Source organism: Paenibacillus canaveralius (assembly GCF_047238265.1).
Taxonomy (GTDB): Bacteria; Bacillota; Bacilli; order Paenibacillales; family NBRC-103111; genus Paenibacillus_F.
Genome location: NZ_JBDFMM010000001.1, coordinates 3,084,171 through 3,110,472 on the forward strand (window position 1 = coordinate 3,084,171; position 26,302 = coordinate 3,110,472).

The 26,302-nt window shown below is 51.6% G+C and carries 26 protein-coding genes and 1 pseudogene; 6 read left to right on the plus strand and 21 right to left on the minus strand.

Annotated features, from left to right (window positions below; translation table 11 throughout):
• Positions 1–37: 37 nt before the first annotated feature.
• The 7 genes from ybiA to ABC395_RS14055 all read right to left on the minus strand — a co-directional run bounded on the left by ybiA (position 38) and on the right by ABC395_RS14055 (position 5,525).
• Positions 38–604 carry a riboflavin biosynthesis intermediates N-glycosidase gene (ybiA, locus tag ABC395_RS14025; protein ID WP_413003944.1) on the minus strand — a complete coding sequence of 189 codons (567 nt, stop codon included), beginning with the start codon at positions 602–604 and terminating at the stop codon, positions 38–40.
• The gene (locus ABC395_RS14030) at positions 601–1,494 is read right to left on the minus strand and encodes an NUDIX hydrolase (protein ID WP_413003946.1); all 894 of its coding nucleotides are present in this window, start codon (positions 1,492–1,494) and stop codon (positions 601–603) included. The genes ybiA and ABC395_RS14030 overlap by 4 nt, the downstream gene beginning before the upstream one ends.
• Positions 1,495–1,655: 161 nt before the next feature.
• The gene (locus ABC395_RS14035; protein ID WP_413003948.1) at positions 1,656–2,039 is read right to left on the minus strand and encodes a DUF302 domain-containing protein; all 384 of its coding nucleotides are present in this window, start codon (positions 2,037–2,039) and stop codon (positions 1,656–1,658) included.
• Positions 2,040–2,123: 84 nt separating this feature from the next.
• On the minus strand, positions 2,124–2,507 hold the full coding sequence (locus ABC395_RS14040) for a rhodanese-like domain-containing protein (protein WP_413003950.1): 384 nt from the start codon (positions 2,505–2,507) through the stop codon (positions 2,124–2,126).
• Between the two features lie 233 nt (positions 2,508–2,740).
• Positions 2,741–3,322, minus strand: coding sequence for a YdeI/OmpD-associated family protein (locus ABC395_RS14045; RefSeq protein ID WP_413003952.1), 582 nt, complete (start codon positions 3,320–3,322; stop codon positions 2,741–2,743).
• A 79-nt stretch (positions 3,323–3,401) separates the two neighbouring features.
• On the minus strand, positions 3,402–3,968 hold the full coding sequence (locus tag ABC395_RS14050; protein ID WP_413003954.1) for a UbiX family flavin prenyltransferase: 567 nt from the start codon (positions 3,966–3,968) through the stop codon (positions 3,402–3,404).
• Positions 3,969–4,028: 60 nt separating this feature from the next.
• Positions 4,029–5,525, minus strand: coding sequence for a UbiD family decarboxylase (locus ABC395_RS14055; RefSeq protein ID WP_413003956.1), 1,497 nt, complete (start codon positions 5,523–5,525; stop codon positions 4,029–4,031).
• Between the two features lie 137 nt (positions 5,526–5,662).
• Between ABC395_RS14055 and ABC395_RS14060 the strand changes: the two genes are divergently transcribed.
• Positions 5,663–6,562, plus strand: coding sequence for a LysR family transcriptional regulator (locus ABC395_RS14060; protein WP_413003958.1), 900 nt, complete (start codon positions 5,663–5,665; stop codon positions 6,560–6,562).
• A 168-nt stretch (positions 6,563–6,730) separates the two neighbouring features.
• Here ABC395_RS14060 and ABC395_RS14065 read toward each other — a convergent pair whose 3' ends face one another.
• From ABC395_RS14065 to ABC395_RS14075, 3 genes are all read right to left on the minus strand, one after another.
• Positions 6,731–7,336, minus strand: a complete 606-nt coding sequence (locus tag ABC395_RS14065; RefSeq protein ID WP_413003960.1) for a VanZ family protein — start codon at positions 7,334–7,336, stop codon at positions 6,731–6,733.
• Between the two features lie 280 nt (positions 7,337–7,616).
• Positions 7,617–8,297, minus strand: coding sequence for a metallophosphoesterase family protein (locus ABC395_RS14070; RefSeq protein WP_413003962.1), 681 nt, complete (start codon positions 8,295–8,297; stop codon positions 7,617–7,619).
• Positions 8,272–9,411, minus strand: coding sequence for a threonine aldolase family protein (locus tag ABC395_RS14075; protein ID WP_413003964.1), 1,140 nt, complete (start codon positions 9,409–9,411; stop codon positions 8,272–8,274). The genes ABC395_RS14070 and ABC395_RS14075 overlap by 26 nt, the downstream gene beginning before the upstream one ends.
• Before the next feature lie 79 nt (positions 9,412–9,490).
• On the opposite strand from ABC395_RS14075, the pseudogene ABC395_RS14080 reads away from it, so the two are divergent.
• From ABC395_RS14080 to ABC395_RS14090, 3 genes and pseudogenes are all read left to right on the plus strand, one after another.
• Positions 9,491–9,664, plus strand: a pseudogene (locus tag ABC395_RS14080) (NUDIX domain-containing protein); the annotation flags it as partial.
• 44 nt (positions 9,665–9,708) lie between these two features.
• Positions 9,709–9,867 (plus strand): hypothetical protein, encoded by a 159-nt coding sequence (locus tag ABC395_RS14085; RefSeq protein ID WP_413003966.1) that lies wholly within the window; start codon positions 9,709–9,711, stop codon positions 9,865–9,867.
• A 191-nt stretch (positions 9,868–10,058) separates the two neighbouring features.
• Positions 10,059–11,471, plus strand: a complete 1,413-nt coding sequence (locus tag ABC395_RS14090) for an MFS transporter (RefSeq protein WP_413003968.1) — start codon at positions 10,059–10,061, stop codon at positions 11,469–11,471.
• 158 nt (positions 11,472–11,629) lie between these two features.
• Here ABC395_RS14090 and ABC395_RS14095 read toward each other — a convergent pair whose 3' ends face one another.
• From ABC395_RS14095 to ABC395_RS14110, 4 genes are all read right to left on the minus strand, one after another.
• A complete protein-coding gene (locus ABC395_RS14095; protein ID WP_413003970.1) occupies positions 11,630–13,177 on the minus strand; it encodes an ABC-F family ATP-binding cassette domain-containing protein in 1,548 nt (515 codons plus the stop codon).
• A 398-nt stretch (positions 13,178–13,575) separates the two neighbouring features.
• On the minus strand, positions 13,576–15,300 hold the full coding sequence (locus tag ABC395_RS14100) for a proline--tRNA ligase (protein ID WP_413003972.1): 1,725 nt from the start codon (positions 15,298–15,300) through the stop codon (positions 13,576–13,578).
• 500 nt (positions 15,301–15,800) lie between these two features.
• Positions 15,801–16,355 carry a GNAT family N-acetyltransferase gene (locus ABC395_RS14105; RefSeq protein ID WP_413003973.1) on the minus strand — a complete coding sequence of 185 codons (555 nt, stop codon included), beginning with the start codon at positions 16,353–16,355 and terminating at the stop codon, positions 15,801–15,803.
• A 180-nt stretch (positions 16,356–16,535) separates the two neighbouring features.
• Positions 16,536–17,321 (minus strand): GNAT family N-acetyltransferase, encoded by a 786-nt coding sequence (locus ABC395_RS14110; protein ID WP_413003975.1) that lies wholly within the window; start codon positions 17,319–17,321, stop codon positions 16,536–16,538.
• A 440-nt stretch (positions 17,322–17,761) separates the two neighbouring features.
• Between ABC395_RS14110 and ABC395_RS14115 the strand changes: the two genes are divergently transcribed.
• Entirely contained in the window at positions 17,762–18,403 is a 642-nt protein-coding gene (locus tag ABC395_RS14115; protein WP_413003977.1) for a beta-class carbonic anhydrase, read from the plus strand.
• A 151-nt stretch (positions 18,404–18,554) separates the two neighbouring features.
• Here the strand turns inward: ABC395_RS14115 and ABC395_RS14120 are convergent, their stop codons facing one another.
• The 5 genes from ABC395_RS14120 to ABC395_RS14140 form a co-directional block, all read right to left on the minus strand.
• Positions 18,555–19,205, minus strand: a complete 651-nt coding sequence (locus tag ABC395_RS14120; protein WP_413003979.1) for a DedA family protein — start codon at positions 19,203–19,205, stop codon at positions 18,555–18,557.
• Positions 19,206–19,258: 53 nt separating this feature from the next.
• Complete coding sequence (locus ABC395_RS14125; protein WP_413003981.1) at positions 19,259–20,029, minus strand: TerC family protein; 771 nt, start codon at positions 20,027–20,029, stop codon at positions 19,259–19,261.
• Between the two features lie 49 nt (positions 20,030–20,078).
• Positions 20,079–20,480: a flagellar basal body rod protein FlgB gene (gene flgB / locus ABC395_RS14130; protein WP_413003983.1), complete on the minus strand. Its 402-nt coding sequence runs from the start codon at positions 20,478–20,480 to the stop codon at positions 20,079–20,081.
• 379 nt (positions 20,481–20,859) lie between these two features.
• Positions 20,860–21,348, minus strand: a complete 489-nt coding sequence (locus tag ABC395_RS14135; protein WP_413003984.1) for a DUF2798 domain-containing protein — start codon at positions 21,346–21,348, stop codon at positions 20,860–20,862.
• 133 nt (positions 21,349–21,481) lie between these two features.
• The gene (locus ABC395_RS14140; protein ID WP_413003985.1) at positions 21,482–22,393 is read right to left on the minus strand and encodes a DMT family transporter; all 912 of its coding nucleotides are present in this window, start codon (positions 22,391–22,393) and stop codon (positions 21,482–21,484) included.
• A 126-nt stretch (positions 22,394–22,519) separates the two neighbouring features.
• Between ABC395_RS14140 and ABC395_RS14145 the strand changes: the two genes are divergently transcribed.
• The gene (locus tag ABC395_RS14145) at positions 22,520–23,950 is read left to right on the plus strand and encodes an aminotransferase-like domain-containing protein (protein WP_413003986.1); all 1,431 of its coding nucleotides are present in this window, start codon (positions 22,520–22,522) and stop codon (positions 23,948–23,950) included.
• A gap of 251 nt (positions 23,951–24,201) precedes the next feature.
• Here ABC395_RS14145 and ABC395_RS14150 read toward each other — a convergent pair whose 3' ends face one another.
• Together ABC395_RS14150 and ABC395_RS14155 are read right to left on the minus strand one after the other, a co-directional pair.
• Positions 24,202–25,431: a cytochrome P450 family protein gene (locus ABC395_RS14150; protein WP_413003988.1), complete on the minus strand. Its 1,230-nt coding sequence runs from the start codon at positions 25,429–25,431 to the stop codon at positions 24,202–24,204.
• A 79-nt stretch (positions 25,432–25,510) separates the two neighbouring features.
• Positions 25,511–26,131 (minus strand): TetR/AcrR family transcriptional regulator, encoded by a 621-nt coding sequence (locus ABC395_RS14155; RefSeq protein WP_413003989.1) that lies wholly within the window; start codon positions 26,129–26,131, stop codon positions 25,511–25,513.
• Between the last annotated feature and the right edge of the window lie 171 nt (positions 26,132–26,302).

The following is a 26,302-nucleotide window of genomic DNA, read 5'->3' on the forward strand; positions in this document are numbered from 1 at the left end:
GTCAGCAGACAGCAGAACGCCGGTAACCACTCTCTCTTCACCTATGGCCGGTTTCCTCTAGCAGAAGAGCGTCCCTCACCTCGGTAAGCGCAAATCCCAAGAGGTTTCTTCCCCGCCATTTCATCGGATTATCCGCATCGGGATGGTCCTTGGCCAGCCCGATTCCCCAAATCCGGTCGACCGGACTCGCTTCGACCAGGATGCGGTTTTTGGTCGATTTCATAAAGCTCCACAGCTCGGGATTTTGCCCGAACTTGGCAAGGTTTCCCTTCTTCACGATAGCGTAGCAGCGGCTTTCCCAAACATCCGCATCAAAAGATGAGACCGCTCGACCGAACGCTTTCATCTCTTTGGGATGCCTGGCGTTCATAATCGCCTCTAGCATCTTGTCATCGCCGAAGAGTCTTGCCTTCTCGGCCATCATATACTGCTCCGTACAGGTGTAAGTCTCGCCGTCCACAATAAAACCGGATCTCCACCACTGGCTGAAGCAGCTCGCATTGATACTTCCGTCTGCCGGAGGCGTATGTCCCCAGAAGAAAAGAAATTTTTGTTTTTCCCCCGCTTGATAAGCTTTCCTAAGCCCTTCAATCGTATAATTCATATAAGTTCCTCCCGATTTCTCCGGTACAGCCGGGATGGACGGTGTCCGGCATGCTCGGTAAATTGACCGGATTCCTTAACAAGTGGAGCCGCTTTTCGGCGGAAAGCCGCCTTTAGCAAGTCCCTGTCCAGAATAACCTCGTAAACCTGCTGAAGCTCCGTTAACGTGAAAAGATCCGGCAGCAGATGAAAGGCGATATCGCTTTCATCCAGCTTAGCGCGCAGCCTCTCTATGGCGCAGCCGATTATTTTCGCGTGGTCGAAAGCTATCCCATCACTGTCGCTAATGGCATATTGCACAGCCGCGGCAGTTTCCGTCTTGTGTTTTGTGCATTCGACCACAGCCGTTAGCGTTTCTCGTTCCCCGGTCAGCGTCAGCTCGTATCGCCTCGTTAAACATCGGTCGTTTTCCGCCTGCCTTTTCTCCCCGTTAATAAGCCGGTAGGTTACATCGAACCAGGCGGCTTCCGCCGCATCGTCCCCGCCTCTTATCCGCACCCCGGTGCTATCGATCAAGGCCATATAGGCACAGCTCATGACCCATGTCCGCGGGTCGCGGTCCGGTTCACTGAACAGATAAAGCTGTTCCAGGTAAACGTTATCCACCGACGTCTCCTCCCGGAGTTCCCTGCGTGCAGTCTGTTCCGTCGTTTCCCCGGGACGGACAAATCCACCCGGCAGTGCCCATTTTCCGAGAAAAGGGTGCTCTCCCCGCCGAATGAGCAGAACCCGCAATTTTTTCTGCGGAAGCTTGCGGTAGTTGAACTCCGCCGTATCGGCCACCGTGAAAATTACCATATCTGCTGCTACTGACGGCCGTACAAAGTCTCCCGCACGGTATTGAGCGAGAAATTGCTCTTCTGTCAGCCCGTTGCGGTCTTTTTTCATCATTCCGCCACCTGTTCGTAATCATTTGTTATTATCATTATGTTACTATCAACTTACAGGGAGAGGCTTATTTTGTCAACTGTGATTTCCGTTTTTATAATCAAAAGTCCCGTTCCATATAAAAAAAGACTGATTTCTCAGTCTTCTGTGGGTTCTTCCGCAGGTCAACGGCTTTTGTTAATAACGTCCATCAACCGGGATTCAATATCTGCCGCGATTTCCATCAGGTTCTTGTTTTCCAGAAGTCCGATGAGTGCCGTAGGCTTGGGCAGGCCGATCCGGGTCGTCCCGTTATCTTCGTAAACGGCGATTTTGCAAGGCAAGAAATAACCTGCTAGCGCATTCTCCGTTAGCACGCGTTTCGCCTCAACGGGGTTGCACACTTCGAGAATATGATAGGTCTGTTCGAGTTCGACGCCTTTTTCCCCCAGCTTCTCTTTCATATCCAGGTGCCATAGAACACCGAACTTTTCCGCTTTAAGATTTTCCTCAAGATCTTTGATCGCTTGCCCGGCGGGTTTGGCCGTTTCTACCGAGTAATGAAACATCCCGTTTCCTCCTGTCTACGTTTTTATTATGGTTAAGCTTGCCCTGTGCCGCCGGACTTAAACGCCTTTCCAGCCCAGCCTGCTTCACTTTTTCGTTTTGCCTCGCCATATGTTTATCCCGCCCTTAAGGTGTGAAAGCTTCGTAAACCCTGCGCGCCCGAGCAGCTTCGCCGCCTGGCTGCTTCTCATCCCGCTCCTGCAGTACAGAAAAATATCCCTGTCTTTCGGGAGTTCGCTCATTTTCTGCGAGAGCCCGGACAAGGGAATGTTTTTCGCTCCCGGGATGTGACCGCTCTTGTATTCATGGGGTTCCCGGACATCAACGAGAAGTCCGCGGGTTTGCTCCAAAGCGCTCCGAAATTGCTCCTCGTCCAGACTTTTTAATCCTTTTACCGGAGTCATCCGTGAGTAGAGAAACCAGGCGGCCAACACCAAAACGATGCCCCCTGCCAGTACTGAAGTGTCCATATCTTGCTGCTCCTTTATGTGAAATACGGTTCTTCTTTGAACCGCTGCCGGAGGGTATGGTGAAAATAAATTGATTCTAATACCAATACCCCTATATGTATAAAATAAACCTTCCTTTTTCGGTTGTCAAACTTCAAGACGTGTTTCTGTGTCCTGACTTTACCCGCAAAAAAAGGCGTGCCAATGATTGGCACACCTATTGCTCTTTCCTTTACTCCCGATCGCCCACCCTGTCAGGGGTAAATTTTTTCGCCTCTTTCAAGCATGTCGATAAACTGAAGGATGCGTTTTTCACGGGTTTCCTGTTTTTTGACATTCCCGATTCTGAAATGGATCGCATATTTGTTCTGATTGTTTAGCGTGTCGTAGAACGCTTTAGCCCGGGCGTTTAACTCCAGGCGGGCGGCAAAATCTTCCGGTACGGCCCCGCTGCTTTGCGGTTCGTATGCCTTGTCCCATTGACCGTTGCGCTTGGCGGCTTCAATGGCTTCAAGGCCCGGAGACTTCATTCTCCCATCCGCGATCAGCTGCTCCGCTTTATCTTTATTTACCTTGGACCAGATGCTCCTCGTTCCGCGCGGTGTAAACCGCTGAATCCACGACTCGTCGTCCAGCTTTTTCTTCTGGCTGTCGATCCATCCGTAACAGAGCGCGATTTCAAGAGCTTCCTGATAAGAAACCGTAGCAAGGCTGGCGTTTTTTTTCGCGATTTGCAGAAAGATTCCGGCCGATGTTCCGTGATTGCTTCCGAGCCAACTTTCAAACGCCGCTTGATCTTCAAAACAAAGAATCGGATCAGGGGCTTTCTCGCTCATGTTTCCGCTTCCTCCCTTGGAATGGTTAAGTCTGTAAGTTAATTCAACTATACGTCAAGAGAGGGGGATTCAATACCGGTCAAGCTTCTTTCATGCCCGCCCATCGTTTGGCCGCCGGCAAGGATATGCCCAACTGATCGATCGTCCGGACTACGAGATGCCGGATCAGATCTTCGATCGTTTCCGGATGGTTATAGAAGGCCGGCACCGGCGGAAGAATCGTCGTTCCCATTCTGGACAGAGCGAGCATATGTTCCAAGTGGATATCATTCAGCGGAGTTTCACGCGGCAGCAGCACGAGTTTCTTCCGTTCTTTCAAAACAACATCCGCCGCCCGGGAGATCAGATTATCGCTCAATCCGAGCCGGATCGAAGCCAGCGTCTTCATACTGCACGGCGCGACGATCATGGCGTCTATCCGGCAGGAACCGCTGGAAATGGCGGCTCCCAGATCTTTGTGCGGATAGGAGTAATCCGCGAGCTGCTCCACTTCCTTCACCGTGCAGCCCGTTTCCAGCTGAATGTTGGCGGCGGCCCAAGGGGAAATGACCGCGTGCGTTTCGGCTCCCGCTTCTTTCAGGCCCTCCAGCAGCCGGATTCCCAGGATAGCCCCCGTCGCGCCCGACAGGCCGACAATAACTTTCATGTTCCTCATTCCTTTCCCGTGATTCTGTTGTCGGGTTCACGATCGCTGCCGCGGCTTCTGTCACTTCTCATTTTCGTTTACCGGTATCCCCGCAGCTTTAAACCGCTCGCGCACTCTCTCCCGGAGTTCTTCCGGGTAACCCGCGAAAGAGGCTTCCAGCGGCCTGTAATCCCTCGGCCATTCTTCGGAAGGCAAACAGTTGTACACGACTTTGGTCGTTGTCCCCGTTTCTTTCTCATGCGTGTCGAGATAAGCGACCAGCGGGAGTACTTTCTGACCGGGAAAGAGGAGGACTTTATCCGGATGGCTCCGGGTTGCGAGCGCCCAGACGACTTGGTCGAGCCGGCCCGGATCGATGTCGTCGTTAACGACTATTACTTTGGGGATGTAGGACCCTCCGCGTGACGAAAATACCGCTTCCCCGATTTGGCGAGCCAAAGAATCGCCCGTTGTCCCGGCGGCACCTTCCGCTTGCGTATCAACGGTAACGACAAGCCAGTGCACGGCCGATTCGAAAGGGATCAGACAATCTTTCACGGGAAGATGGCGCTTGCGCAGTTCGTGCCGGATACTAGCCGCGATGGCGATTCCCCAGTTCGTGTGATTTTCTTCCGGCGGTACGCCCGCAGCGACAACGGGCATGATCGGATTGTCGCGGTGAGTCATAGCCGTCACATGAAAGCATGGAACGGGCTTACTGTGTCCGACCCAGGTATACCCGGCGTATTCGCCCATGGGGCCTTCGGGCACCGTTTCCCGAAGCGAAACCACTCCTTCGATGACAATTTCACTGGAAGCCGGAACTTGGAGATCGTTCGTCTCACAGCGAACGACCTCAATCGGCTCGCCGTACCAGCCGCCGAGCAGTTCCGCTTCGCTGATTCCGTCGGGAAGAGGGTACCCGGCTATCATCGCGATTCCCGGATCGACTCCGAGGCAAAGCGCATACGGCATAGGCTCTCCGGTCTCTTTCCACTGCGCGTAGATTTTGCCGAGATGCTGTGTGGGAACGATGACGCCGGCCATGGTCCGCTTATCGTGAAGCATGACCCGGGTAATCGACCAGTTTACCCAGGAGCCGTCCGGGGACCGTACGATCATAACGCCGTAGGTGTTCAAATAACGTCCTCCGTCTCCCACATGGATAAGAGGAACGGGCAGCCGGGTAAGATCGATCTCGTCGCCGAACAGTTTATTTTCCTTGCAGGGCGCTTTCTCTGTCTCTCGTGGCGGGATCGGCTCCACATCAGCAAGACGGGACCATTTTTCGACAAGTTCGGATAACGTCGATTGAACCGGCAGGCCCAAAGAAAGCACGATTCGTAAATACGGGTGCTCCCTAACCGGGCTTAGGCCTACCGGCGCACCGAGCACCCGAAAGCCGGGGGCGCTGTCTTTTATTTTGGTGAAGAGAGGAGCCGGAGAGGGCAGCTCGTACGCGTACCGGATCATGGCCCCGATCTCCAGGTTCCAGTCCGTTTCTTCGTCCACGGTAAACAAATCCCCGTAACGTCCGAGCGCTTCGACATAGTCGCGAAAGCTTGTAACAGGCTTCATATCGTTAACCTCCTGGCTGTTTTATTCATTCTCGCCCGTTCAGTTTACTTTCCGCCCCATACATATGTAAAATATATATAATAGCTATATGACATATATAAAATATATGATCATGAAATGGAGTGGAGTTCTCCGGTATGGATTTCAAAAAAATGTACTACTTCCTGACGATTGTCGAAGAAGGACAAATTACGAAAGCGGCGCAGCGTCTGCATATGGCCCAGCCTCCCCTCAGCCTGCAGCTTAAGGCTCTGGAGGAAGAGCTCGGCATCACGCTGATCGACCGCGAGAACAAGAAATTCGAGATCACCCCTGCGGGTTGGACCTTCTATAAGCGGGCAAAAGAAATTCTGCATTCCATTGACGGCATGATGGCTGAAATAAAAGAGCAGCAGGACGGAGCGAGAGGAACTTTGTCTATCGGCACCGTGATGTCCTGCGTCCCGTACTTGCCGTCCGTAATGAAAAAGTTCCGCCTCGGTTACCCCCATGTTTCTTTTAAACTGTGGGAGGCCGATTCGTTCCGCGTCGAGGAACTTTTGCAAAACAAAGTAATCGAAATGGGAATCGTCAGGCTTCCCCTGCAGTCGCATCTGCCGGACCGCATGCCCGGAGTTTCCGTTCAGCGCCTGCAGACGGAGCCTCTGGTGGCGGTATTTCCTCCGGACTGGAAAGCCCCGGACGGCGGAACGGTTCCGGTTAGTGAACTTGCGTCCTCCCCCCTGCTGATTCTCCGGGGCCAGGGCGATTACAGCGTTTATCACAAATTTATCGAAACATGCAAAACATCCGGCTTCGAACCGAACCTGGTATGCGAAAGTCCCGACGTCTCCACGCTTATGATTTTAACGGACTCCGGTCTGGGGATTTCCGTCGTGCCGCGGTCGGCTCTGCTTCTCAAAGAGCCCGGACAAGTGCGTTATGCCGAGATAGATCCGCCCGTTCAATCCGATACCGCGATCATTACGCTCCAGCACCAATTTGTATCCCGGGCCTCGTCCAACTTCAAAGAACTGCTGGTGGGTTCCCTCACATGATGACTGGGCTCCGGCCGCTCGGTTTCAAAGCCCTTGCGGCCCTTCTTCCGTGAATCCGTCACAGTAAGCGGAACACCATCTTGCGATAAGCAGACATTCCGCTCTCATGAGACGCCAAAAACCCGCGCACGGACAACTGTGCGCGGGTTGAAAAGTGACGGATGAGGCTTAATCCGCCCTCTGCCGCTGTATGTCGTTATGCAGCACTGTACTGTGTGGCGGAAGCTCCTTCGGCGTAAACCGGTAGCTGCCGCTCCCTTTTTCCAGTGAATCGTTCATTCCGCCGACAGCGGCAACCGTTCCGGCCGAAAGGAGAACCGTCATCACGGCAAGCCGGACGACGCCCCGCAAATTGTCCCGGCTGCCCGGGACTAAGCGCTGCGCCCCAAAACCTACGGCGGCTCCCAGCGTATTGATCACGATGTCGTTAACATCGAATGAACCCAAGCGCGTCAGCATTTGCATCGTTTCAAGAAACGTGATCGACACCAGGAAGCAGCCGATAAACGGAAGAAATTTACTGCGGAACAAGAGCGGGATAAGCAGCCCGAAAGGAACAAAAGCGGCAAAGTTGCCGAATTCGAAGATCCAATTATGAAAATCCCGTCCCATCGGAAAATGCAGCGGAATTCCTTCCGGATTCAGATTGTAGCGCATGGCCCCGTCTGCGAGACGGGAACTCCGGTCAAATCCGATATACAAAAAATAAAAAATCAACGCGGTGTATAACACTAACAGGAGGACCATCATTTTACGGAGTTTTCCTTGGTACATGGAGGGGCATCCTTTCTTTTCTGCAAACTTGCGGCCGTTTGAGCCGTTTTTGATGGTTGAATGGATCTGATGAAGACGTTTGTTTGCATTATACAACGGTGAGCCGCCCTCAATCCCAAACGAATCATAAAGCCTTTGTTAAGGAATTGTTACTTTCCTCTGTCCACTTGTTTATAAAAGAAAAAAAACCGTTCAGCTACTGAACGGTTTTTCAGGATGCAGGCTGCTTCCGCTTCGCGAGCGTTTTTACAAAGCGGCCTTTTCATGTGCAGATGGTTGTTTATTTAACGGAATAGACATTCCGGCCCGGCAGTTCAAGGCAGTGCAGCAGCCCTCCGTACACGGCTCCGCCGTCAATTCCGATGATGTTGTTATCGCCGAAATAAACATCATGTTTACCATGAAGGGTTTGCGTGATCGTGTGCCCGAACACAACCGTTTTGTTGCCCCGGTAACCCTTGTGAAACTCGTCGCGGATCCACATCAGCACATAAGGATCCGTTTCCGCAAGCGGAGTGGACGGATGCACGCCGGCATGGACAAAAATCGTATCCTCGGTTTCGTAATACGTTTGGAGTCCGTTCAAAAAGGAGAGGTGCTCCTCCAGCAGGGGCGTAAGCTCCAATGTTTCGGGAGTCGGAGCTTCCTCCGCTGCTCCTCCATGATCGTAACTCGTTAATGTCGGCCGCGCCCCGTTCCGGAACCAGCGTTCAATAAATACGGGATCACGCTCGAACGATTTGACCATCATATGATCGTGGTTCCCTTTGAGGACAATCGCGCCGTCCCGGTGAAGCTGCATGACCTTTTCCACCACTCGTCTGGAATCGGGGCCTTTATCCACATAATCGCCCAGCAAAATCAGCCGGTCCTGCCGGCAATCGTAGCCCGTCTGCTCAAGCAGCCTTATGAACTTGTCTATTTCTCCATGTATGTCACTGATGACTAAGGTCCGTTTCATTGCGCGCCTTCTTTCCTATGTAGATAGCCGCTTCCAGCTTCCCGTTCAGCAGGCGGAAAGCTTCATGAAGCTTGTCTTTCGGGACGTTCTCATACTTGTCGCCGATGCTGATTTCGAAATAGCAGGTTTCTTCTTCACGTTCATGCAACCAGGAAGTCAGCCCCACCCCGGTGGCTTCATATACTTCAATAAGAACCGGAATGATCGCCGTCTCCGCAAGGTTGAAATGAACATGAAACAGGTTGGAAACCGGCACCGCGGGCAGCGTATGTATTCCTTCACATTCGTTGAAGAAACCCGCAAGTTCCTTCGCTTCTGCGTAATACTGTGCCATCCTGCCGATGCGCCGGTCAAAATAATAATCCGATGTAATAATATACGGATAAAGACTAATGAGATCGCCGCCGTGGCGCCTCTTCCATACTTTGGAGCGCTCTGTAAAATCGCCGTCTCCGGCCAGAACGGCTCCCGCAATGCCTCCGATTCCTTTGTAGAAAGACACGTACACGCTGTCAAACAACGCGCTTATTTCAGCCGCCGTTTTTTGGTAGTACGGCGTAATTTCGAATAACCTCGCTCCGTCCAAATGGAGCTTTATACCTTTTTCTCGACAATAAGCGGAAATAGACGCCAGCTCCTCGAAATCGGGCAGTTGACCGCCGATTTCCCGTTGCGGCAGTTCAAGGAGCAGGCAGGAGACCTCCTCGCCTAACTGCTTTATATCCGCAAGCGTAATCAGCCTGTTCTTATCCGCCAGCAAAACCGGCTCAATGCGGTGCAGCTCCTTCAAACCGTCTTCCTCGTGAATTTCCAGGTGACAGAGCGGATGGTACGCAACCCGCTTGCTCCCTTTCTCGTCGCACCAGATTCTTAGCGCAATTTGCTGGGCCATCGTTCCGCTCGGGAAAAATACGGCCGATTCCTTGCCGAGATAAGCCGCTATTTTACTCTGAAACTCTTCTATAAGCTTCCCGGTTCCGTAAACGTCGCTTTCCAGCGTGTCCTCTACCTCGTCGAAGACCCGCTTCAATACCCCGGCTTCCCGCTGCCCGTTACCGCCGAGCGGATAAGAGACCCGTTTAAATGCCTCTTTCAAAGCATCTTTGTCGTTCATCCAGTATTCCCCCCTGCCGTAAAGTCTTATCTCCTAGCATACTAAATCCCGCTCTTTAAAGAAATTGATTTTTGGGGGAATTGTCCGGAATGATTCGGGAGAAGTTTTATTGCAAAACAAAGGAAACGGCGAGAAATGGAGCCTGCCCGCAGGAGCCATTGAACCCGGCGAGGCGCCTGCTGAAGCGATAGTCCGTGAAGTGCGTGAAGAAACGGGGCTCTATGTAAGCAATATTGATTTTCAAAAGTTTTTCTCATAAAATTAGAGACAATCACGCAGGAAAGGAGGCAAAAAGCGATGAACCCCATCTTCGTTCCGGTTAAAAAGAGAATCAAAAAATCCGGTGATCGGGCAGTGACGGGATACGTCTGCCTTTTTTCGCTCAGCGTTGAAGTGAACTTCATGGAAACTGCCGCCGGACGCTTTTTGCCTCGCGTAAGGGAATCTGCACAATGAAAAACGTTTGTCATTAACCAGCAGATTTCCATTTAACATGCAGCGACTTGGCGCCGGTTTGTTGGGGCGTCTTTTTTGTGTTCATTTACGTGCTTATACATCTCTTCTGAAGGGAGGTGACTGTCTTGATTAACAAAGCATGGGAATTCCCTCCTAAGATTAACCCCATTAAATTTTAGGAGGTAAAATAGATGAACGTTCAAACTGATTTTAAAAGAACTCGGCAGCTTCCCCTGCTGCTTGTGCTCGTTTTTTCTTTATTCCTTGCCTGTATGACAGCCGATATGGTCAACCCGGTTCTTCCTCTTATCCGCAAAGATTTCGGAGCCTCCGAAGCCGGGGCCGGCTGGGTAGTGAGCGGAGTTCTGCTTGTAATCTCTATCGGTGTTCCGCTGTATGGCCGCATTTCGGATTTTTTTAGTATACGGAAGCTTTATGCTCTTGCTCTCTTGATATTTGCCGCCGGAAGCCTCGTCTGCGCGGTCGCCCCTGCCCTTCCGATTCTGGTAGGAGGCCGGATGCTGCAAGGGGCGGGTTCAGCGGCCATCCCGGTTCTTTCCGTCATCGCGGTCTCTCAAGTTCTTCCGTCCGGAAGCAGAGGCGCCGCACTCGGTCTCCTTGCGGGCAGTATCGGTCTCGGGACGGCGGCCGGGCCGATTTTCGGAGGTTTTGTCGGCCAAGTGTTCGGTTGGCCTTCTCTCTTCTGGCTCACGCTTGTACTGCTGCTGGCACTTGTTCCCTGTGCTCTTTATGTGCTCCCTGGCGGTTCCCGAACCGAGACCCTCAAAGAGAGCCGTTTGGATCTTCTTGGCGGTATTTTGTTCGGCCTGGCGGCGGGTTTATTCCTTTTCGGCGTCACACAGGGACAAACGGAAGGATTCCGGTCGCCAGCCTCCTGGGGCAGCCTATCGGGCGCTTGTCTCCTGACAGCCGCATTCATCCGGCGAATTTTCACGGCGGAGCAACCCTTCGTTCCACCTGCGTTATTTGCCGATAAAAGCTACTCGGCGGCCGTATGGGTCGGCTTCTTCACGATGTTCGCTTACGTCTCGTCACTTGTCTACGTCCCGCTTCTCGTTGTTGAAGTAAACGGTCTATCCCCAGCAGCAGCGGGACTTGTCCTGCTTCCGGGCGCAGCGGCTGTGGCCGTGTTCTCTCCTGCGGCCGGTCGTCTTTCCGACCGGATCGGAGCCAAAATTCCCGTTATCGCGGGACTTTCGCTTATGGGCATTTCGCTCTTGTTTATTTCCACTTTCGCAGCGGGGAGTTCTCCTCTATTGGCCGCGACCGGTATGCTCGGTCTGGGTCTGGGCGTCGCCTTTGCCAATTCGCCGGCGAACAACGCTGCTGCGAATACGCTTGGAGAAGAGCAAGTCGGCGCGGGGCTCGGGATATTCCAGGGGGCCTTATTCCTCGGGGCAGGTACAGGCGCTTCCGTTATCGGAGCGTTCCTGGCGGCTCGTAAAGAAAACGCGCATGGTCCCCTGAACCCCTTCTATGTTCTGAACGCCGCTCCGTACTCCGACGCTTTTCTGGTCATAGCCGCTGCCGTGGTTATCGCGCTTGTGTTTTCGGCGGGGCTGCAAAACGGCAGAACGAAATAAGCGAACCTTAACGATCCAGTAATCGGACGGTTACGCCTGTTTTATAGTACGAATAAAATAACAAAGCACAGGGAATTTCAGGCCGAACGAATCGGGCCGCTTTCCCTGTGCTTTTCTCCGTTACACAATCCTATACGATGAGACGAGACCGCCCTGGCTTATTCGAACTTGCGCTTCCCTTTCCCGATTTCGAGTACCCGGTCCACCCACCCCTCGTAAAATTTGTGTTCGTGAGACACCAGAATGAGGCAGCCGCCGAAGTGAATCAAAGCGCTGCGCAAAGCGTCTTTCGCTTCCGCATCCAGGTGGTTGGTCGGTTCGTCCATGATGAGCAGGTTACAGGACGAAAGCTGCAGCCGGCACAATTTCACTTTCGACTGCTCTCCTCCGCTCAAGCTGCGAAGTGATTGGGAGGCTCTCGTTTCGTTGACTCCGCACTGTGCCAAATGACGCCGGATTTCTTTGTTAGTCAACTGCGGATAGCAATCCGACAAAAACTGAACGGGTGTTATCGCGTCGTTTTCCCAGACTAAATCCTGCTCATAATAGCCGATTCTGACCGGTTCAGCAAAACGGAATACGCCGGAAATAGCCGGAATTTTTCCCGTAAGCGTTTTGAGCAAGGTCGATTTGCCGATTCCGTTAAACCCCGTAATAACGACCTTTTCCCCGTTTCTGACGGAAAAAGTTAACTTGGGCAGCAGCGGATCGTCATATCCCACTTCGAGTCCGTTTACACGGAGCGCTTCCTGCGCCCCAAGCGGCACTTCCCTGAAGCGGATGGTCGGCTTGGAGACAAAAGCAGGCGCCGCGATCCTTTCGATTTTGTCCAGCTGCTTTTTACGGCCCCGCGCGATTCGGGAGTTGACTCCGGCCATATTTTTGCGGATATACTCTTCCGTCCTTTGAATCGTTTTCTGCTGGGCATTGTACCGCCGGATATGCTCCTCACGCAAATGCTGCTTCTGCCGGATAAAATCCGAATATTTACCGGGGTATTTTTTTATCGTTTCGCCTTCGATATCGCAAATGCAGGTTGTGATTTTATCAAGAAAGGCAGCATCATGCGAGATAACGACGAAGGCATTAGTTAATGACATTAAATAATCTGCCAGCCAGCCGATATGCTCTTTATCGAGAAAATTCGTCGGCTCGTCGAGCAGGAGCACATCCGGTTTTTCCAGAAGCAGTTTGGCCAGAATCGCCTTGGCCCGCTGCCCCCCGCTCCATTCGTGAATGGGTCGCTCTGTCCCGATGGCGCTGAGCCCTAGCCCGTTGACGATTTTCCCGATGGTGCTGTCCACTCCATAAAAATCTTGTCTCTCCAGCTCTTCCTGACAGCGCGCGGCTTTCAGCAGAAGTTCTTCCTTCCCGGTGCCTGCGCTCTCTTCATAGAGAGCGTTCATCTTCCTTTCAAGTTCGTACAGCGGGGCAAAAGCCGTTTTTAAATATTCCATAACCGTCAAGCTTCCGTCGATGACCGCATATTGATCGAGATAACCGATCCGGACGTTCGGCTGCCAGCGTACTGCTCCCTCATCGGGGATAATTTCTCCCGTCAAGATGCTCAGAAGCGTGCTTTTTCCGGTACCGTTCTGTCCGACGACACCCAGATGCTCCCCTTTGAATAATTCGAAATCCACCCTTTTATATAACGTTCTGTCTCCGAACGAGTGGGACATGCCCGTAATTTCCAGCAAGCTCATGGTTATCTCTCCTTTTTCCATAAAAAAAAGCAGAAAGAATGCGCCGGTGCGGCACAAACCTTCTGCTTTCTGTATTTTGCGTGCAAATACAGCAATACATTCTTCAGCGGAAACTGAACAAGGTATCACAAAAGGCTGCAGACAAACGATTGTCGGCAGCCTTAATTTAACCGGCGGACGGCAGCTCAAATAAGCATGAAATCTTCACGCAAAATTCGAAAGCTATCAGCCGATGAATGAAAAGCGGTTCGCTTCTCGATTAAGCTCCGGACAACGTTTCATCGTTTGTATCCGATTGTACGGAGCGGCATTTTGGATATCTTTTTTCAGTTCCCAAGCAGTTCATCTGGAATACTCCCTTTCATTTGGAGCTATTTTATAACGCCCCTGCGGTCTTGTCAATCCGCCAGTTTGGCTAAACGGGCCCGTTCGAAAATCCGCTCGCAAGCAGCTTCGACGGTGATGGTTTGTTTCAATCCGCTCCCGCGTTCTATAAACTCCACCCTGCCCTGTACCGCGTCTTTGCCAATTATAATTCGCAGTGGAATCCCGATCAGATCCGAATCCTTGAATTTAACGCCGGGACGCTCGTCTCTATCATCTATCAGCACCTCTATCCCATTCTCTTGCAGGCGGCGGTACATGTCATTCGCCATTCGCACTTGAGCGTCGTCCTTGATTGAAACCGGAATAAGATGAACCTGATAAGGCGCCAAAGCGAAGGGCCAGATGATGCCGTTCGCATCATGTTTTTGCTCGATTACAGAGGAAAGAATGCGTGAAACACCTATTCCATAACACCCCATAATGATGGAGGCGTTTTTGCCGGCCGCATCCAGAAAAGACGCCCCCATTGTATCGCTGTACTTCGTTCCCAATTTAAATACATGCCCGACTTCAATACCGCGCGACAATTTCAATACGCCTTCGGCACAGCGCGGACAACCGTCTCCTTCGGCAGCTTGTCGGAAATCGCCGATTTCATAATTCGCTAAATCACGTAAAGGATTGAGATTTCCGTAATGGTAGTCCGCTTCGTTGGCACCCGCGATTCCATTTGCCATTCCTAGAACCTCTTCATCGAGCAGAACAGGGATGTGCATGCCGAAAGGTCCGGCAAAACCAACCGGTGCACCCACAGCTTCTTCAACAGTTGCTGCATCCGCAATGGAGAAATCGTGGGCCCCAAGGAAATTTTGCACCTTAATTTCGTTTACTTCTCGGTCTCCTCTAACGACAACTGCAATGGCCGTTTTATCGGCTACATAAACAATCGTTTTCATAATATCGGAAGGACGAATGCCCAGAAACTGAACGAGCTGACTGATCGTGCGGATGTCAGGCGTATGAAATTTCATCGGCTTCTCCTCCGAGGGTGGTTCATTGGACTCCATTCGTACGGCCTTGGATTCCGCTTGTTCGAGATTAGCGGCATATTCACAAACAGTGCATGCGGCAATCGTATCTTCCCCGATATCGGCAAGGGCTATAAATTCGTGAGTGCCGCCTTCTCCGCCTATCGCACCTGCATCGGCCTCAACGGCACGGAAATTTATTTCACACCGGGTGAGTATCCGGTTGTAAGCTTGATACATCTTCCTATATGATTCATTAAGTCCTTCCCAATCGGTATCGAACGAATAGGCGTCTTTCATAAGAAACTCGCGTCCGCGCAGCAATCCGAATCGGGGACGCCGCTCATCGCGGAATTTCGTCTGAATCTGATACAGCGTGACCGGCAGCTTGCGGTATGAACTTATTTCTCCTTTCACGAGAGAAGTGATAACTTCCTCATGAGTCGGGCCCAGTGCAAACTCACGGTCGTGCCGGTCGTTAAGACGCATTAATTCGGGGCCGTATACCGAGTATCTTCCGGATTCTTTCCACAGTTCTGCCGGCTGCAAAACCGACATGAGCATCTCCTGGGCTCCCGCACGATCCATCTCCTCACGCACGATTTGCTCCGCCTTCCTTAAAACTCTTCTTCCAAGAGGCAGGTAGGTATAAATCCCAGCCGCCAGCTGCCGGATATATCCGGCCCGCAGCATAAGCTGATGGCTGATCACTTCCGCATCAGCAGGCGCTTCCCGTAAAGTGTTAAGCAATAATCGGCTTTGTCTCATCGCTATCGTCTCCTTGGTAATCTCCTTATGAAAGCTCATAAAAAAACAAAAAGACACATTCGTCAGGGACGAATGTGTCGTGTTACCACCCTAATTCAACCGTGCAGGCGTGCGCGGTCCTCATTCGGATAACGGCTTAACCCGGCAACGGTTATCTGGCATCTCCAATGGAGTCCCGTTACAACTGGCAAGGCGGGACAGAGTCCGATCGTTTCGTGAAACCTTTCAGCCTTTGGGTTTCATTTCTGTGCGGCGACCGCTGAACTCCGTTTCCTTGTTCAACGCTTTTCATATAATTATTTTTATCAATCTACATGAAAATCAAGCTGCAGTCAAGCGGACGGAAGGAGGAAAATCACCTCCTCCTTCCGGGATTTTACTCGTTCACTTTTTTCCGTTTCCACTGATGACTGTTTGTTTATGTTCATCGACGGCCCATCCATCCAATCTGAAAAAATGCCTCCGCTAAACCGCAAAATACGATTTATGAAGGCATAAGCTTAATCGAACATCAAATACCAGTACAGCGCAACTTCCTGACTTTGTTTGTCGAGACCTTTGTACAGACAGGAATCGAATCCTCCCAGAACAAAACCGCAGCTTTCATAAAACTTGCAAGCCCGGACATTGTTGTTCTGCGTCTCCAGCATGATTCCGGGCATTCCCCCTGACTTGGCCCAGTCCTTGGCCTCATCAATCAGCTTACGGCCGATACCGAATTTACGGTATGCAGGAGCGACTTTGATGTCTTCGACGTAAGCGTAGGCGTTCCAGTTTTTCATCAGCATAATCTGGCCGACGATCCGGTCTTCCGCCCACGCCAAGTACATGACTTTATCGGGATTGCCGATATAGCTTGCATACCCGCCGTCCTCCCCTGTTTCGTCCGGTTCGCCGGGATATCTTTTCGTATAACGGGGCACTTCTGCAACCGTATAGCCGATCCGGCCGTTCTCCATAGTAAGTGCAAGTTCGGAATCGACGATAAAACTCCCGTCCACTTCCATGGTCCCCAGCTTATCATCTGCGGTTAATGCACAAATCCTAATATCCATGTTCAGCCTCCCGAATGTTTGTTTTATCACCGTAAAAGCATGAAGAACAAACGGATACCCGGAGGTCCGCGGACTTAACGAAACACATATTTTTCTTTCATCTTTCAACCTCCGCACTCGAATTACCGAAGCTTTTTCTTCTCTGCCAGTTCGTCCCCACGCACAAATACACCAAATTTATCAGGCGTCCGGCAACCCGTACGTTTCTATCCAGCCGTCTATTTGTTTAGCGAACTTGCTCCGGGTCAAAATTTCGTGTGTGATAAAATGACCGTTATAAAACAAACTGTAACTGGTGTAGGGCGTCGGCGCGGATTGCGCTTCCTCGGTAGACTCGATTCTCCTGATTTCGACAGGAATGGAGCGCTCTCGGGCACAATCCGCAAGTTCGCCGACATAATGGTCCGTATAGGGGCATTGGGCGGTGTACAGAACCTGAAATCCTTTTACAACGTCTACTTTCTGCTCATGGACGGTTGTTTTGAATTTCGGAGACGGTGCGTCTTCCTTGAACTTCAGCGCGACCAACTCGAAATAAGGGGGCGCCTGATCGCACACCTGGAATCCGTTGCGGACAAAAAAAGATTTGTCGGACAAATAGGGCCGTTTGGTCCGGCTTGTTACCGCAATCGCGCCATTTTCCGCCCCCGCTTCTTCCAGGCATTCCCTGAGAAGCTTTTTACCGTACCCTTTTCCTTTGTAAGAACCTGCTACCCAGAAGCAGTTTATGTAGATGTAACCGGGAGCTTCCACCGGGCACCAGGCGTATTCCGCCGGAATATATTCGATGAATACCTTTTGCCGGACGTCCAGCTTTTTAAAACGCAGACCTTCCTGAAAGCGCTGCTGGAGCCATTCCTTTTTCAGCGTCACTCCGTCGGCGCATTTCTTATCGGATATGGCACAGCAAATATGTTCCCCGCTGATATTCTCGTTGTTTAACGTGACGATTCCCGGTTCGTTCATCCCGGCCCCTCCCCTGATTCGTATACCTTAAGATTACCTCAGACCAGCGAAAAAAGCACGGAATCATGCTGACTTTGCCCGATAACCGGCTGGGGATAAAGCGCGTTCTGTCCGATAGATGAATGAGCCAAACCTCATGCCGGCACTTTCAGCACATCATCGATTTTTTATGGTGAGAGAGGATGCCGTAATTCATCCGGGTCAGGAAATCGACCTCATAAACGTACTTCACGCACAAGGATTTCGGCCATACACATCGGGGATATTTTTTTATACATCCGTAAAATGAATCAATTTTCGGTAAAATGCGAGGGTTAAATTGATATGTATCATTTTTCGTTGATTTTTATTATTTACGAATACCCAACGTCAAATTAACATTAGGATGTAATTTTACTAATTTTGGTAATTTAGATCACAAAAGAAAGGAGGTGTTTTGCATGTCAAGCCTGAATGAAGTACTCGCTCGCAACCGGATTTTCCTGAAGGAGAAACAGACCCTCCCTTTGCCGGCGTCCTCTTACCCGGATACACAGATGGTGATTCTTACTTGTATGGACATTCCAAGCCCCGAACTTCTGCCCAGAGCGCTCGGAATCCGAAATGAAGATGTCAAAGTCATCAAAAACGCCGGCGCTGTCGTGTCTCATCCGTCGGGAAGTGTGCTGAGAAGCATTCTGCTTGCCATTTGCGAATCGAAGGCCAAAGAATTATTTGTGATCGGTCATCGCGATTGCAGGATAGCGAATTTAAGAAGCGACGACGATATCGAATGCGCCCGGGGCTTCAGTGACCCGGATCCTTATATGCGGACGCTGTCCGAAGCGGGCATTGATCTGAACGGATGGTTGTCCGGATTTTCCAGCATGGAAGAAAGCATCGCCAACAGTGTCTCCATGATCCGCTCGCATCCCCTGTTCCCGGAATCGGTTCTTGTACACGGACTCGTTATCGATCCCGTTACCGGCCGGCTCCATGTTGTCGTCGAAGGGAAAGTTATTCAGCCGAAAGAAGGTGTGAGCGTGCTGCTGAATTCAGAAGCCGCCGGTCTCGATGCAACAATTCAAAGGGGGAATGAATAGTACGGCCTCAAACGGAAGGGGTGCCCGCGAAATTTGCGGGCACCCCTTTTGACCGTCTTTCGTATCCAGCCGGAACGGGAACGGTTTGTTTTTCACTCTTTGCCCGGCACAAGTCTCATTAGTCATCCCAAAGTCATCCTAAGCTTGTCCGTTATTTATCGGTTCGGATCTCCGCCGATTCTTTCCCGGGATCGTTTTTTACGATCCGCCTTCGCACGTAGAAAAAACCGACAAGCACGATGGACAGACCCAGTCCCGTGTAAATAACGGACGAATAGATGTCCATGTAGCCCACAATCGTCTCCCAGGATGCTCCCACGGCCGCGCCGACATAGACGAGAACGCTGTTCCAGACAAGCGATCCCGCCGTAGTGAGAAGCAGGAAAGGAACGAAGCTCATTCCGGCACTTCCCGCAGGGATGGAAATCAGACTGCGGATCAGGGGCACAAGCCGCCCGAGAAACACGGCCCATACACCATACTTGTCAAACCAGGAGCCCGCTTTTTCGATATCGTCCGGTTTCAGCCGGAAAATCCCCCCATACCGGGCAACTACCGATTTCAGGCGTTCCATTGACATCAGCTTTCCGGCTCCGTACAGACAGACGGCACCCAGCACGGAACCGGCGGTTGCGGCCGCTATAACGCCGGCTGCCGTCAATGCGGACGTGGTCGTCATGAACCCGCCCAAGGTCAGGATAACCTCCGAAGGAATCGGAGGAAACAAGTTTTCCAGCGCGATCAGCAGGAAGATGCCGAAATACCCGAATGTTCCCATCGTTTCGGTAATCCACTGCTCCATTTACATCTCTCCTCCCGTATCTACTTAGATCCGCGGATAAAGGCACGCCGTTGTCAGACCGCCGTCTCCTTTTTTTCTTTCGACAGAAACCAGCCGCACAAGGCGATAAGAACCAGAACGCCGTAAAACGTATATTTCCAAGCCGGCAGCTTCGCAAATCCTTCGGGCAGGACGGCAAGCGCGGGATGCGAGAGCGTATAGACGATCAGCTTCACTCCCACCCAGCCCACGATGACGAATGCGGCGATCTCAAGGCCGGGCCTCCGGTTGAGCAGATTCACGAAGTAGGAGGCGGCAAAACGCATAATGATCAACCCGATGAGTCCCCCCGCAAAGACGATAAAAAATTGTCCCCCGTCCATCCCCCCGACTCTCGGCAGCCCGCTTTCCGGCAGCGCCACCGCCAGGGCGACAGCCGCTAGAATAGAATCGACCGCAAAAGCGATGTCGGCCAGCTCCACCTTGAAAACGGTCGCCCAGAAGGAAGAGCCCGTTTTGGCCGGTTTTTCTTTTGCACTTCCGTTTTCACTCTTCTTGACCAGAACTTTACGGAAAATATGATTGAGCGCGATGAAGATCAGATACACCGCGCCGATGGCTTGAACCTGCCAGACGTCAACGAGAAAAGAAATGATGAACAGCGACAGAAAGCGGAAGACGAAAGCGCCGGCCAATCCGTAAAACAGCGCCCTTTTTCTTTCTTGATCGGGCAAATGTTTGACCATGATGGCGAGCACGAGAGCATTGTCCGCCGCAAGCAGACCTTCCAAGCCGACAAGCACAAGCAGTACCCAGCCGTATTCGAGAATTAGAGAAACATCCATACGTTATCCTCCTGCAATTTTATGGTAGGTTGAATTTACGCCGGGCGTGTTATTTCAAGTTTCTGAGCAGCCCGTTCATTTTCTTGTAATGACCGCTCACCCTTTCGGCGAAAACCGAGTAGGCAAGCTGGTTTTTAGCCATTAAGGACATTTCGTAATCCACATCGACACTATTTCCGTTAGTGTTAAAAGCATACGGGCCGAGAATCGAGGTTTTAATGGGGTCCGATTCTCCGGAGCCCGGAATTTTGAAATGCCGCTTGTGGGTCACGGTTCCTTCCAAAGAAGCCGTTCCTTCCGTCGCTTTCCTCAGTTCCTCTTCGAAAGAAACAAACCGGCTCTTGTAACCGGGCGTATCCGCGTTCGCAAGATTGCTCAGAATCGCCTGATGCCTGGCGGCCGCAATATCGAGCGCCTTCTCGTTCAGCCGGGCGGATGAAGAAATTAACATGGGGCTGATCTACCTCCTCATATAATCTGATGCTGCGGTAAAAAAATTCCCTTGAAAGCTCGCGCCGCTTTTCCTCCCTCCCCCGAAATAGGGCAAAATAAAAACAGCCTTCACCGGTTGGCCGGCAAAGGCTGCTGTTTTTCCCAAAATAAAAGACCGATGCCGTAAGGCAAAGGTCTCGCTAACAACGTGATCGTTCTTACGTCGCATGCAAAGCCGGAGGCGATAAAGCCACGTAATGACGACTAAGCATGTATAAGCTACTCCCCTTTGAAGGGTATGAAATTACCTTCAAGGTAACAGATTCATATAACTGTGTCAATCTTTTTTTCTACGGAGATTTGGTCATATTCCGTCAAATAATCGAAAATACGTAAAATCAGGTTAAGGATACCCCCATTTTTTCGCTTTTAATGAATCTTTTAAACAAATAACGGGCAATCGGACCCACAACAAGAAGCTGTAGAGGCAGAGCAAATATAAAATTTTTACCTGCCGTCGTAAAATAGCTGCCCAGCAATGATTGTCCCGCCGGGGGATTCATGAAGTAAGACGTCGCCAGTCCGTACACCGACATAACCAGAACCATTCCGGTTACCATACAGACGGACATGGACAAAATGACCAGTATCTGCTTCGACTTGTCAAAAGGCAGCGAGAAAGCGATTTTCTTCGCCACGGGGCCTACGACAAACGATTCCACAAGAAACGCGGTAATAAAGCAAAGTACGAATTGAAGCAGTATTCCTTGCCAGGATATCGTGCCGATGAGGCCAGTCCTAATTAAATTATAAGACATCATACCCACGACCATCCCGCAGCACATCATCAACCCGAAATAAACATGTTCTTTCTTCGTTGTCGGCACTTCCATCATCCTCTCTGTTTACCTTTGTTATTATAGGGACAACGGAAGGCTCCGCATAAGTGACATATTTATGAACATTTCCATACCGAATGATCCGCCGGCTTTCATCCGAAAGTCCTCCCGCCCGCTAACTTCATTCAGCCAGATTAGTCCGGCTGCCCGCGAGCTGCCGCAGGCTCTTGAGATTGATCAGGAAAATGCCCGCGATAATAGTGACTCCCCCCAGAAGTGATAACAACGAGAAAGGTTCACCGTAAAGATAAACTCCCAGGCCGAGGGCGATCAGCGGAGAAACATAAAGCCAGGTGGACGGAAAGACGGGATTCGTCTTGGCTACAAGCCAGTAAAATATGGTGTGCCCCATCATCGAGCCGAAGACAACGAGATACAGCAGTGAAAAAGCGGCTTCCGGAACTAACAGCGCTTCCGGATGAATTTGCTCCGTGAACAGCGACAACAGCAGGAGCATGACTCCCCCGTGCAGCATTTGGGCCGCATTCAGCGCAATCGGAGACGTATCCGAAAATCTCCGGATAACCCGCCTGGAGTACACCGTCCCCGCCGAATAAAAGATCTGCCCCGCTAAAACCGCGATGCATCCCGCCGCCCAAACCGCGCTGAAAGCGACAGTCATGCCGGGTACAAGCAGAATAATCACACCCGCGAATCCCACCAGACAGCCTGCCCAGGACGACGCGGACATGCTCTGCCTGATCATGGCCGTCTGAAGCAGCATAATCATAAGCGGAGCCGTTGCCGATAGTACGGCGGCGATTCCGGAGCTTACATACTGCTCCGCCCAGTAGAGGCTGGCGAAAACGCCGAAAGTAAGCGCGAAGCCGGTCAGCACCATCTCTTTGCGGAGCAGAAGCGAGATTTTCGCTTTCTTTTGTACGACCATGGCAATAAACAGAATTACACCGGCAAGAAAAAACCGGATTCCGGCCGAGAAGAAAGGTGACGCTCCTGCGTCGATCCCCACTTTGATGGCCAAAAAAGTTGTCCCGAAAATTAAACACATCAGGATATAGTTGAGCGGGATCATATCCATTCCTCCTTTTCCCCCAGTATAAAGGGGAAAGAACAGAACAGATTTCAAAGTACAGAACAGATTAACGCCGAAATCGGCTATACTGGTGAAAACGAAAACCGAAGAAATGAGCGATGCAGGGTGGAAAAAGAAAATCGTCCGAACGTCCACTCGGATAAACTGTTCGAACAAATTTACAATTATCTGCTGGAAAGGATAAGACGCGGGGAATGGAAAGCGCATGACAAGCTTCCTTCGATCCGGTCGCTGGCGGCGGAGTTCCGGGTTCACCGGCTGACCGTTTTCAAGGCTTACCAGCTGCTGAAGAGCAGTGAAGACGTGTATGTAAAAGACAAATCGGGGTACTATGTTCATCCCGGCAGCCGGTCGCTTCTGGGTCCTTCGAACGATCCGATCGTTTCCGCGTATGTGCACGAAAGCCACCTTTCGGAAATTCATCAAGTGCAGGCGGACTATCAATTTTCCAAAGCGCTGCTCGATCCTAATCTGCTGCCGAATTTGTACTTGTCGGAATATGTAAAAAAGGTGTTCGATCTGTATCCGAAAGTGCTTGGTACCTACTCGACCGTTCAGGGGGATCAGGAGCTGCGGGAAGCTCTTCGCGATTATTTCTCGAAAGCCAGCCGTTTCTTCGTGTCTCCCGATGAACTGCTGATCACTTCCGGTTCCCAGGAAGCGATCGATCTGGTCGCCAGAGTCCTCGTAAAGCCGAGGGATGCCGTTATGCTGGAGCGGCCGACTTATAGTCCGGCCATAGATGTTTTCAGCCGGCAGGGCGCCCGGATCATACCGGTCGATATTTATCCGTCCGGTTACGATATGGAGCAGGTGGAAACTCTCATGCGGACCTGCAGGCCGCGCCTGTTCTACCTCAACCCCACCTTTCACAACCCGACGGGTTTCACCGTACCGGCCGAACAGCGCAAAAAATTGGTCGAGCTGGCGGAAACCTATAAGTGCCTGCTGATCGAGGACGATCCGTGCCGCGATATTTATTTCGGCGATGAGCCTCCCCTCCCGCTCTTTGCCTACGACACCGCTGGCTACGTCATCTATCTCCGCAGTTTCAGCAAGTATATCGCTCCGGGATTAAGCATAGCCGTTGTGGCCTGCCGTCCGTCGTTGATGACCTTCCTCATCCGGGCCAAATCGTTATCCGACAGCGGAGCTCCCCTTCTCAATCAGAAAATTTTTCTGCATTATTTCTTCTCGGACCGGATGCAGCAGCATCTGGAGAAACTGAGAATTGCCCTTGCCGTGCGCAAAGACATCATGGAAGATGAATTGGCCGGAACGGGCTGGAGCTGGACCAGCCCTGCCGGCGGCTTTAATCTGTGGGTGGAACTGCCGGCTTCGGTACCGATGGACCGTCTGCTCAGCCGCTGCATGGAGCAGTCCCTCACCTTTGTTCCGGGTACGATCTGCGATCCGCTCAGAGAGTCGGGATCCCGGGTGCGGATCAGCTATTCTTATTTGAATGAAAAAGAGCTGCGTGCGGGGTTAAAACGATTTAAGGATGCGGTCTTCTCCTTGATGGCTTTTCCTTTGTAATACTTGGGAACTTTGGTGTCGTTATAGAGTTTGGATACTTGTGCTTGGGCGGCTGGAGGAAGTAAAGAGGAGTAGATCAGCGCTCCATACATTAGGTAACAAATAAAGCCCCTTCCAATAGGATGGGGCCTACTTGTTTACAATTCGCCAAAGCATTTGCCAGAGCTACAATGCCACCGTAAATTATACGAGGATACCGGTCAAGCACGCGATCCGGCTAACTATACCACGCTCTAACTGATATTAAGGCGTTAAAAAAGAACAGGCAGACTGGTAAGTGAGCGCAATTTTCCGTGGTTATAAGTCAGCTTCTCCGGTTCGACCGCCAGACGCAGGTCCGGCAGGCGCCGCAAAAGCGTGCCGAAAGCGATCTCTCCTTCCATTCGGGCAAGCGGCGCACCGAGGCAGTGGTGGATCCCTTTGCCGAAAGCAAGATGTTCGTTTTCTTCGCGGGTGATATCAAGCTTGTAGGAATCCGAAAATTTCTCCGGGTCCAGATTGGCGGCGGCCAGAGCCAGCAGCACGATCTCACCTTCGCGGATGACTTTGCCGTGCATGGCGATGTCCTCCCCGGCAAACCGGCTGGCGATGACAATGGGACCCTCCATACGCAGCAGCTCTTCTACAGCGTTCGGAAGAAGAGAAGGCGTTTCCCGGAGCAGACGCATTTGTCCGGGATGCTGCAGCAGCGCGAGCACGCCGTTGCCGATCAGGTTGACCGTCGTTTCATGACCCGCGATGATAAGCAGCCAGACTGTGGAGAGAAGCTCGTTCTCGCTCAGCTTGTCTCCCTGTTCGTATGCCTGGACGAGGCCGCTTGTGACGTCTTCGCCGGGATTGCGGCGCTTTGTGTCCAGCAGCGTACGGATATACCTGATGAACTCATCCAGCGCCTCTTCCACCGCGGAACCTTGACTCGGGTCCGTTGCGGCTTGCAGGAGCTTCTGAGTCCAGCCCCGGAATCGGCTTCGGTCGGCCGCCGGAATCCCCAGAATCTCCGAAATGACAGTAATGGGCAGCGGATAAGCGAAATCCGTAACCAGATCCATTTGCCCCCGATCCTGAACGGCATCCAGAAGCTCGTCGGCGATCTGCTGGATGCGCGGACGCATGCCCTCGATCATCTGGGGCGTAAAAGCTTTCGAAGCCAGCCTGCGCAGCCGGGTATGATCGGGCGGATCGGCCGTAAGCATATTCGGCATGTTCCTCAGCCATTCAAACAGTTTGCCCACATACGTGCTTGCCCCGGCTTCGTCAGGTTCGTTCTGCGGCACGTATTTCCTCATATCCTTGACCAACCGGGGATCTTTCAGCATCGCGGCCACATCTTCGTGACGAAAAGCGATCCAGGCCCCTCCCATCCCGTAAAAATCATCGAGACGGAGAAGCGGTTCCTTCTGTGCGGCCAGCCGCTTATAGAACGCGGCAACATCACGCATCGTTTCCGGCGAATTTAAATCGCCGCCCGTAATTTTTTCCATGAGTTTACTCCCTTCTTCTCAAAAAGCGAATAAGCGGAAAAACGGCTGACGTTTATGCGAAAATCTCGTGCTGCAGCAATTAGGCGCGGTCCTGCGCGATGCCATGACGGATCATGGTGCAGAATTCATTCATCTTCGTAAACAGGTTTTCGATATAACGGTCGTCGATGGCGCTCAGATCGGTAACTTCCGTTACGAACTTGTTCTCGAAATGCTCCAGAGTAATGATGACCAGCTCAAATGCCTGCTTACGGTCCACTCCCTCCCGGAGAGACACCTTCTCAAACAACCGCTCCCACACCTCATTCTTGGAGGCTAGTACGTACCCGTATTTCTTGTCGATCTCCTCTTTCAGCTCTTCCGGGGTTTGATAATAAACCTCGTAAATCAGTTGAATATCCTTCGGATGCTTCCGGAAATAATCAAGCTTTTTGCGGCTGTGTGTCTCAATCGCTTCAAAAAAATCACCGTAGTCCGGAACAGCCTCCAACCGGAGTTCTTCCCGCGCCTTATCGAAACAGTGATCTACCAAGCTGAGATACAGCAGTTTTTTGCTTTTGAAATGGTGAAAAATCAACGCCTTGGAAATTCCCGCCGCCTCCGCCAGCATACCGGTCGAAGTGTCTTTATACCCGTGACGCGCGAAAACGGAAAGGCAAGCCTCGAAGATCTCGTTTCTTTCGTAAAGTTGTAAAGGCAACCGGCGCCCTCCTTCTGCCATACTAACCGATCGGTTAATAAAATTTTACCGGATGCTGACCGTACAGTCAATATAAGATCCTAATGTTTCCAATAAAAAAGCGGCCTCAAAGAGCCGCTGTGTTTGGTTTAAATATAAAAAGGTGCAAGGCAAGAGACCTGCGGTCCCTTA

Bases quoted from the DNA above. Each gene is read 5' to 3' on its own strand.
- ybiA (WP_413003944.1), bottom strand. From the start codon at position 604: ATGAATTATACGATTGAAGGGCTTAGGAAAGCTTATCAAGCGGGGGAA.
- ABC395_RS14030 (WP_413003946.1), bottom strand. From the start codon at position 1,494: ATGATGAAAAAAGACCGCAACGGGCTGACAGAAGAGCAATTTCTCGCT.
- ABC395_RS14035 (WP_413003948.1), bottom strand. From the start codon at position 2,039: ATGTTTCATTACTCGGTAGAAACGGCCAAACCCGCCGGGCAAGCGATC.
- ABC395_RS14040 (WP_413003950.1), bottom strand. From the start codon at position 2,507: ATGGACACTTCAGTACTGGCAGGGGGCATCGTTTTGGTGTTGGCCGCC.
- ABC395_RS14045 (WP_413003952.1), bottom strand. From the start codon at position 3,322: ATGAGCGAGAAAGCCCCTGATCCGATTCTTTGTTTTGAAGATCAAGCG.
- ABC395_RS14050 (WP_413003954.1), bottom strand. From the start codon at position 3,968: ATGAAAGTTATTGTCGGCCTGTCGGGCGCGACGGGGGCTATCCTGGGA.
- ABC395_RS14055 (WP_413003956.1), bottom strand. From the start codon at position 5,525: ATGAAGCCTGTTACAAGCTTTCGCGACTATGTCGAAGCGCTCGGACGT.
- ABC395_RS14060 (WP_413003958.1), top strand. From the start codon at position 5,663: ATGGATTTCAAAAAAATGTACTACTTCCTGACGATTGTCGAAGAAGGA.
- ABC395_RS14065 (WP_413003960.1), bottom strand. From the start codon at position 7,336: ATGTACCAAGGAAAACTCCGTAAAATGATGGTCCTCCTGTTAGTGTTA.
- ABC395_RS14070 (WP_413003962.1), bottom strand. From the start codon at position 8,297: ATGAAACGGACCTTAGTCATCAGTGACATACATGGAGAAATAGACAAG.
- ABC395_RS14075 (WP_413003964.1), bottom strand. From the start codon at position 9,411: ATGAACGACAAAGATGCTTTGAAAGAGGCATTTAAACGGGTCTCTTAT.
- ABC395_RS14085 (WP_413003966.1), top strand. From the start codon at position 9,709: ATGAACCCCATCTTCGTTCCGGTTAAAAAGAGAATCAAAAAATCCGGT.
- ABC395_RS14090 (WP_413003968.1), top strand. From the start codon at position 10,059: ATGAACGTTCAAACTGATTTTAAAAGAACTCGGCAGCTTCCCCTGCTG.
- ABC395_RS14095 (WP_413003970.1), bottom strand. From the start codon at position 13,177: ATGAGCTTGCTGGAAATTACGGGCATGTCCCACTCGTTCGGAGACAGA.
- ABC395_RS14100 (WP_413003972.1), bottom strand. From the start codon at position 15,300: ATGAGACAAAGCCGATTATTGCTTAACACTTTACGGGAAGCGCCTGCT.
- ABC395_RS14105 (WP_413003973.1), bottom strand. From the start codon at position 16,355: ATGGATATTAGGATTTGTGCATTAACCGCAGATGATAAGCTGGGGACC.
- ABC395_RS14110 (WP_413003975.1), bottom strand. From the start codon at position 17,321: ATGAACGAACCGGGAATCGTCACGTTAAACAACGAGAATATCAGCGGG.
- ABC395_RS14115 (WP_413003977.1), top strand. From the start codon at position 17,762: ATGTCAAGCCTGAATGAAGTACTCGCTCGCAACCGGATTTTCCTGAAG.
- ABC395_RS14120 (WP_413003979.1), bottom strand. From the start codon at position 19,205: ATGGAGCAGTGGATTACCGAAACGATGGGAACATTCGGGTATTTCGGC.
- ABC395_RS14125 (WP_413003981.1), bottom strand. From the start codon at position 20,029: ATGGATGTTTCTCTAATTCTCGAATACGGCTGGGTACTGCTTGTGCTT.
- flgB (WP_413003983.1), bottom strand. From the start codon at position 20,480: ATGTTAATTTCTTCATCCGCCCGGCTGAACGAGAAGGCGCTCGATATT.
- ABC395_RS14140 (WP_413003985.1), bottom strand. From the start codon at position 22,393: ATGATCCCGCTCAACTATATCCTGATGTGTTTAATTTTCGGGACAACT.
- ABC395_RS14150 (WP_413003988.1), bottom strand. From the start codon at position 25,431: ATGGAAAAAATTACGGGCGGCGATTTAAATTCGCCGGAAACGATGCGT.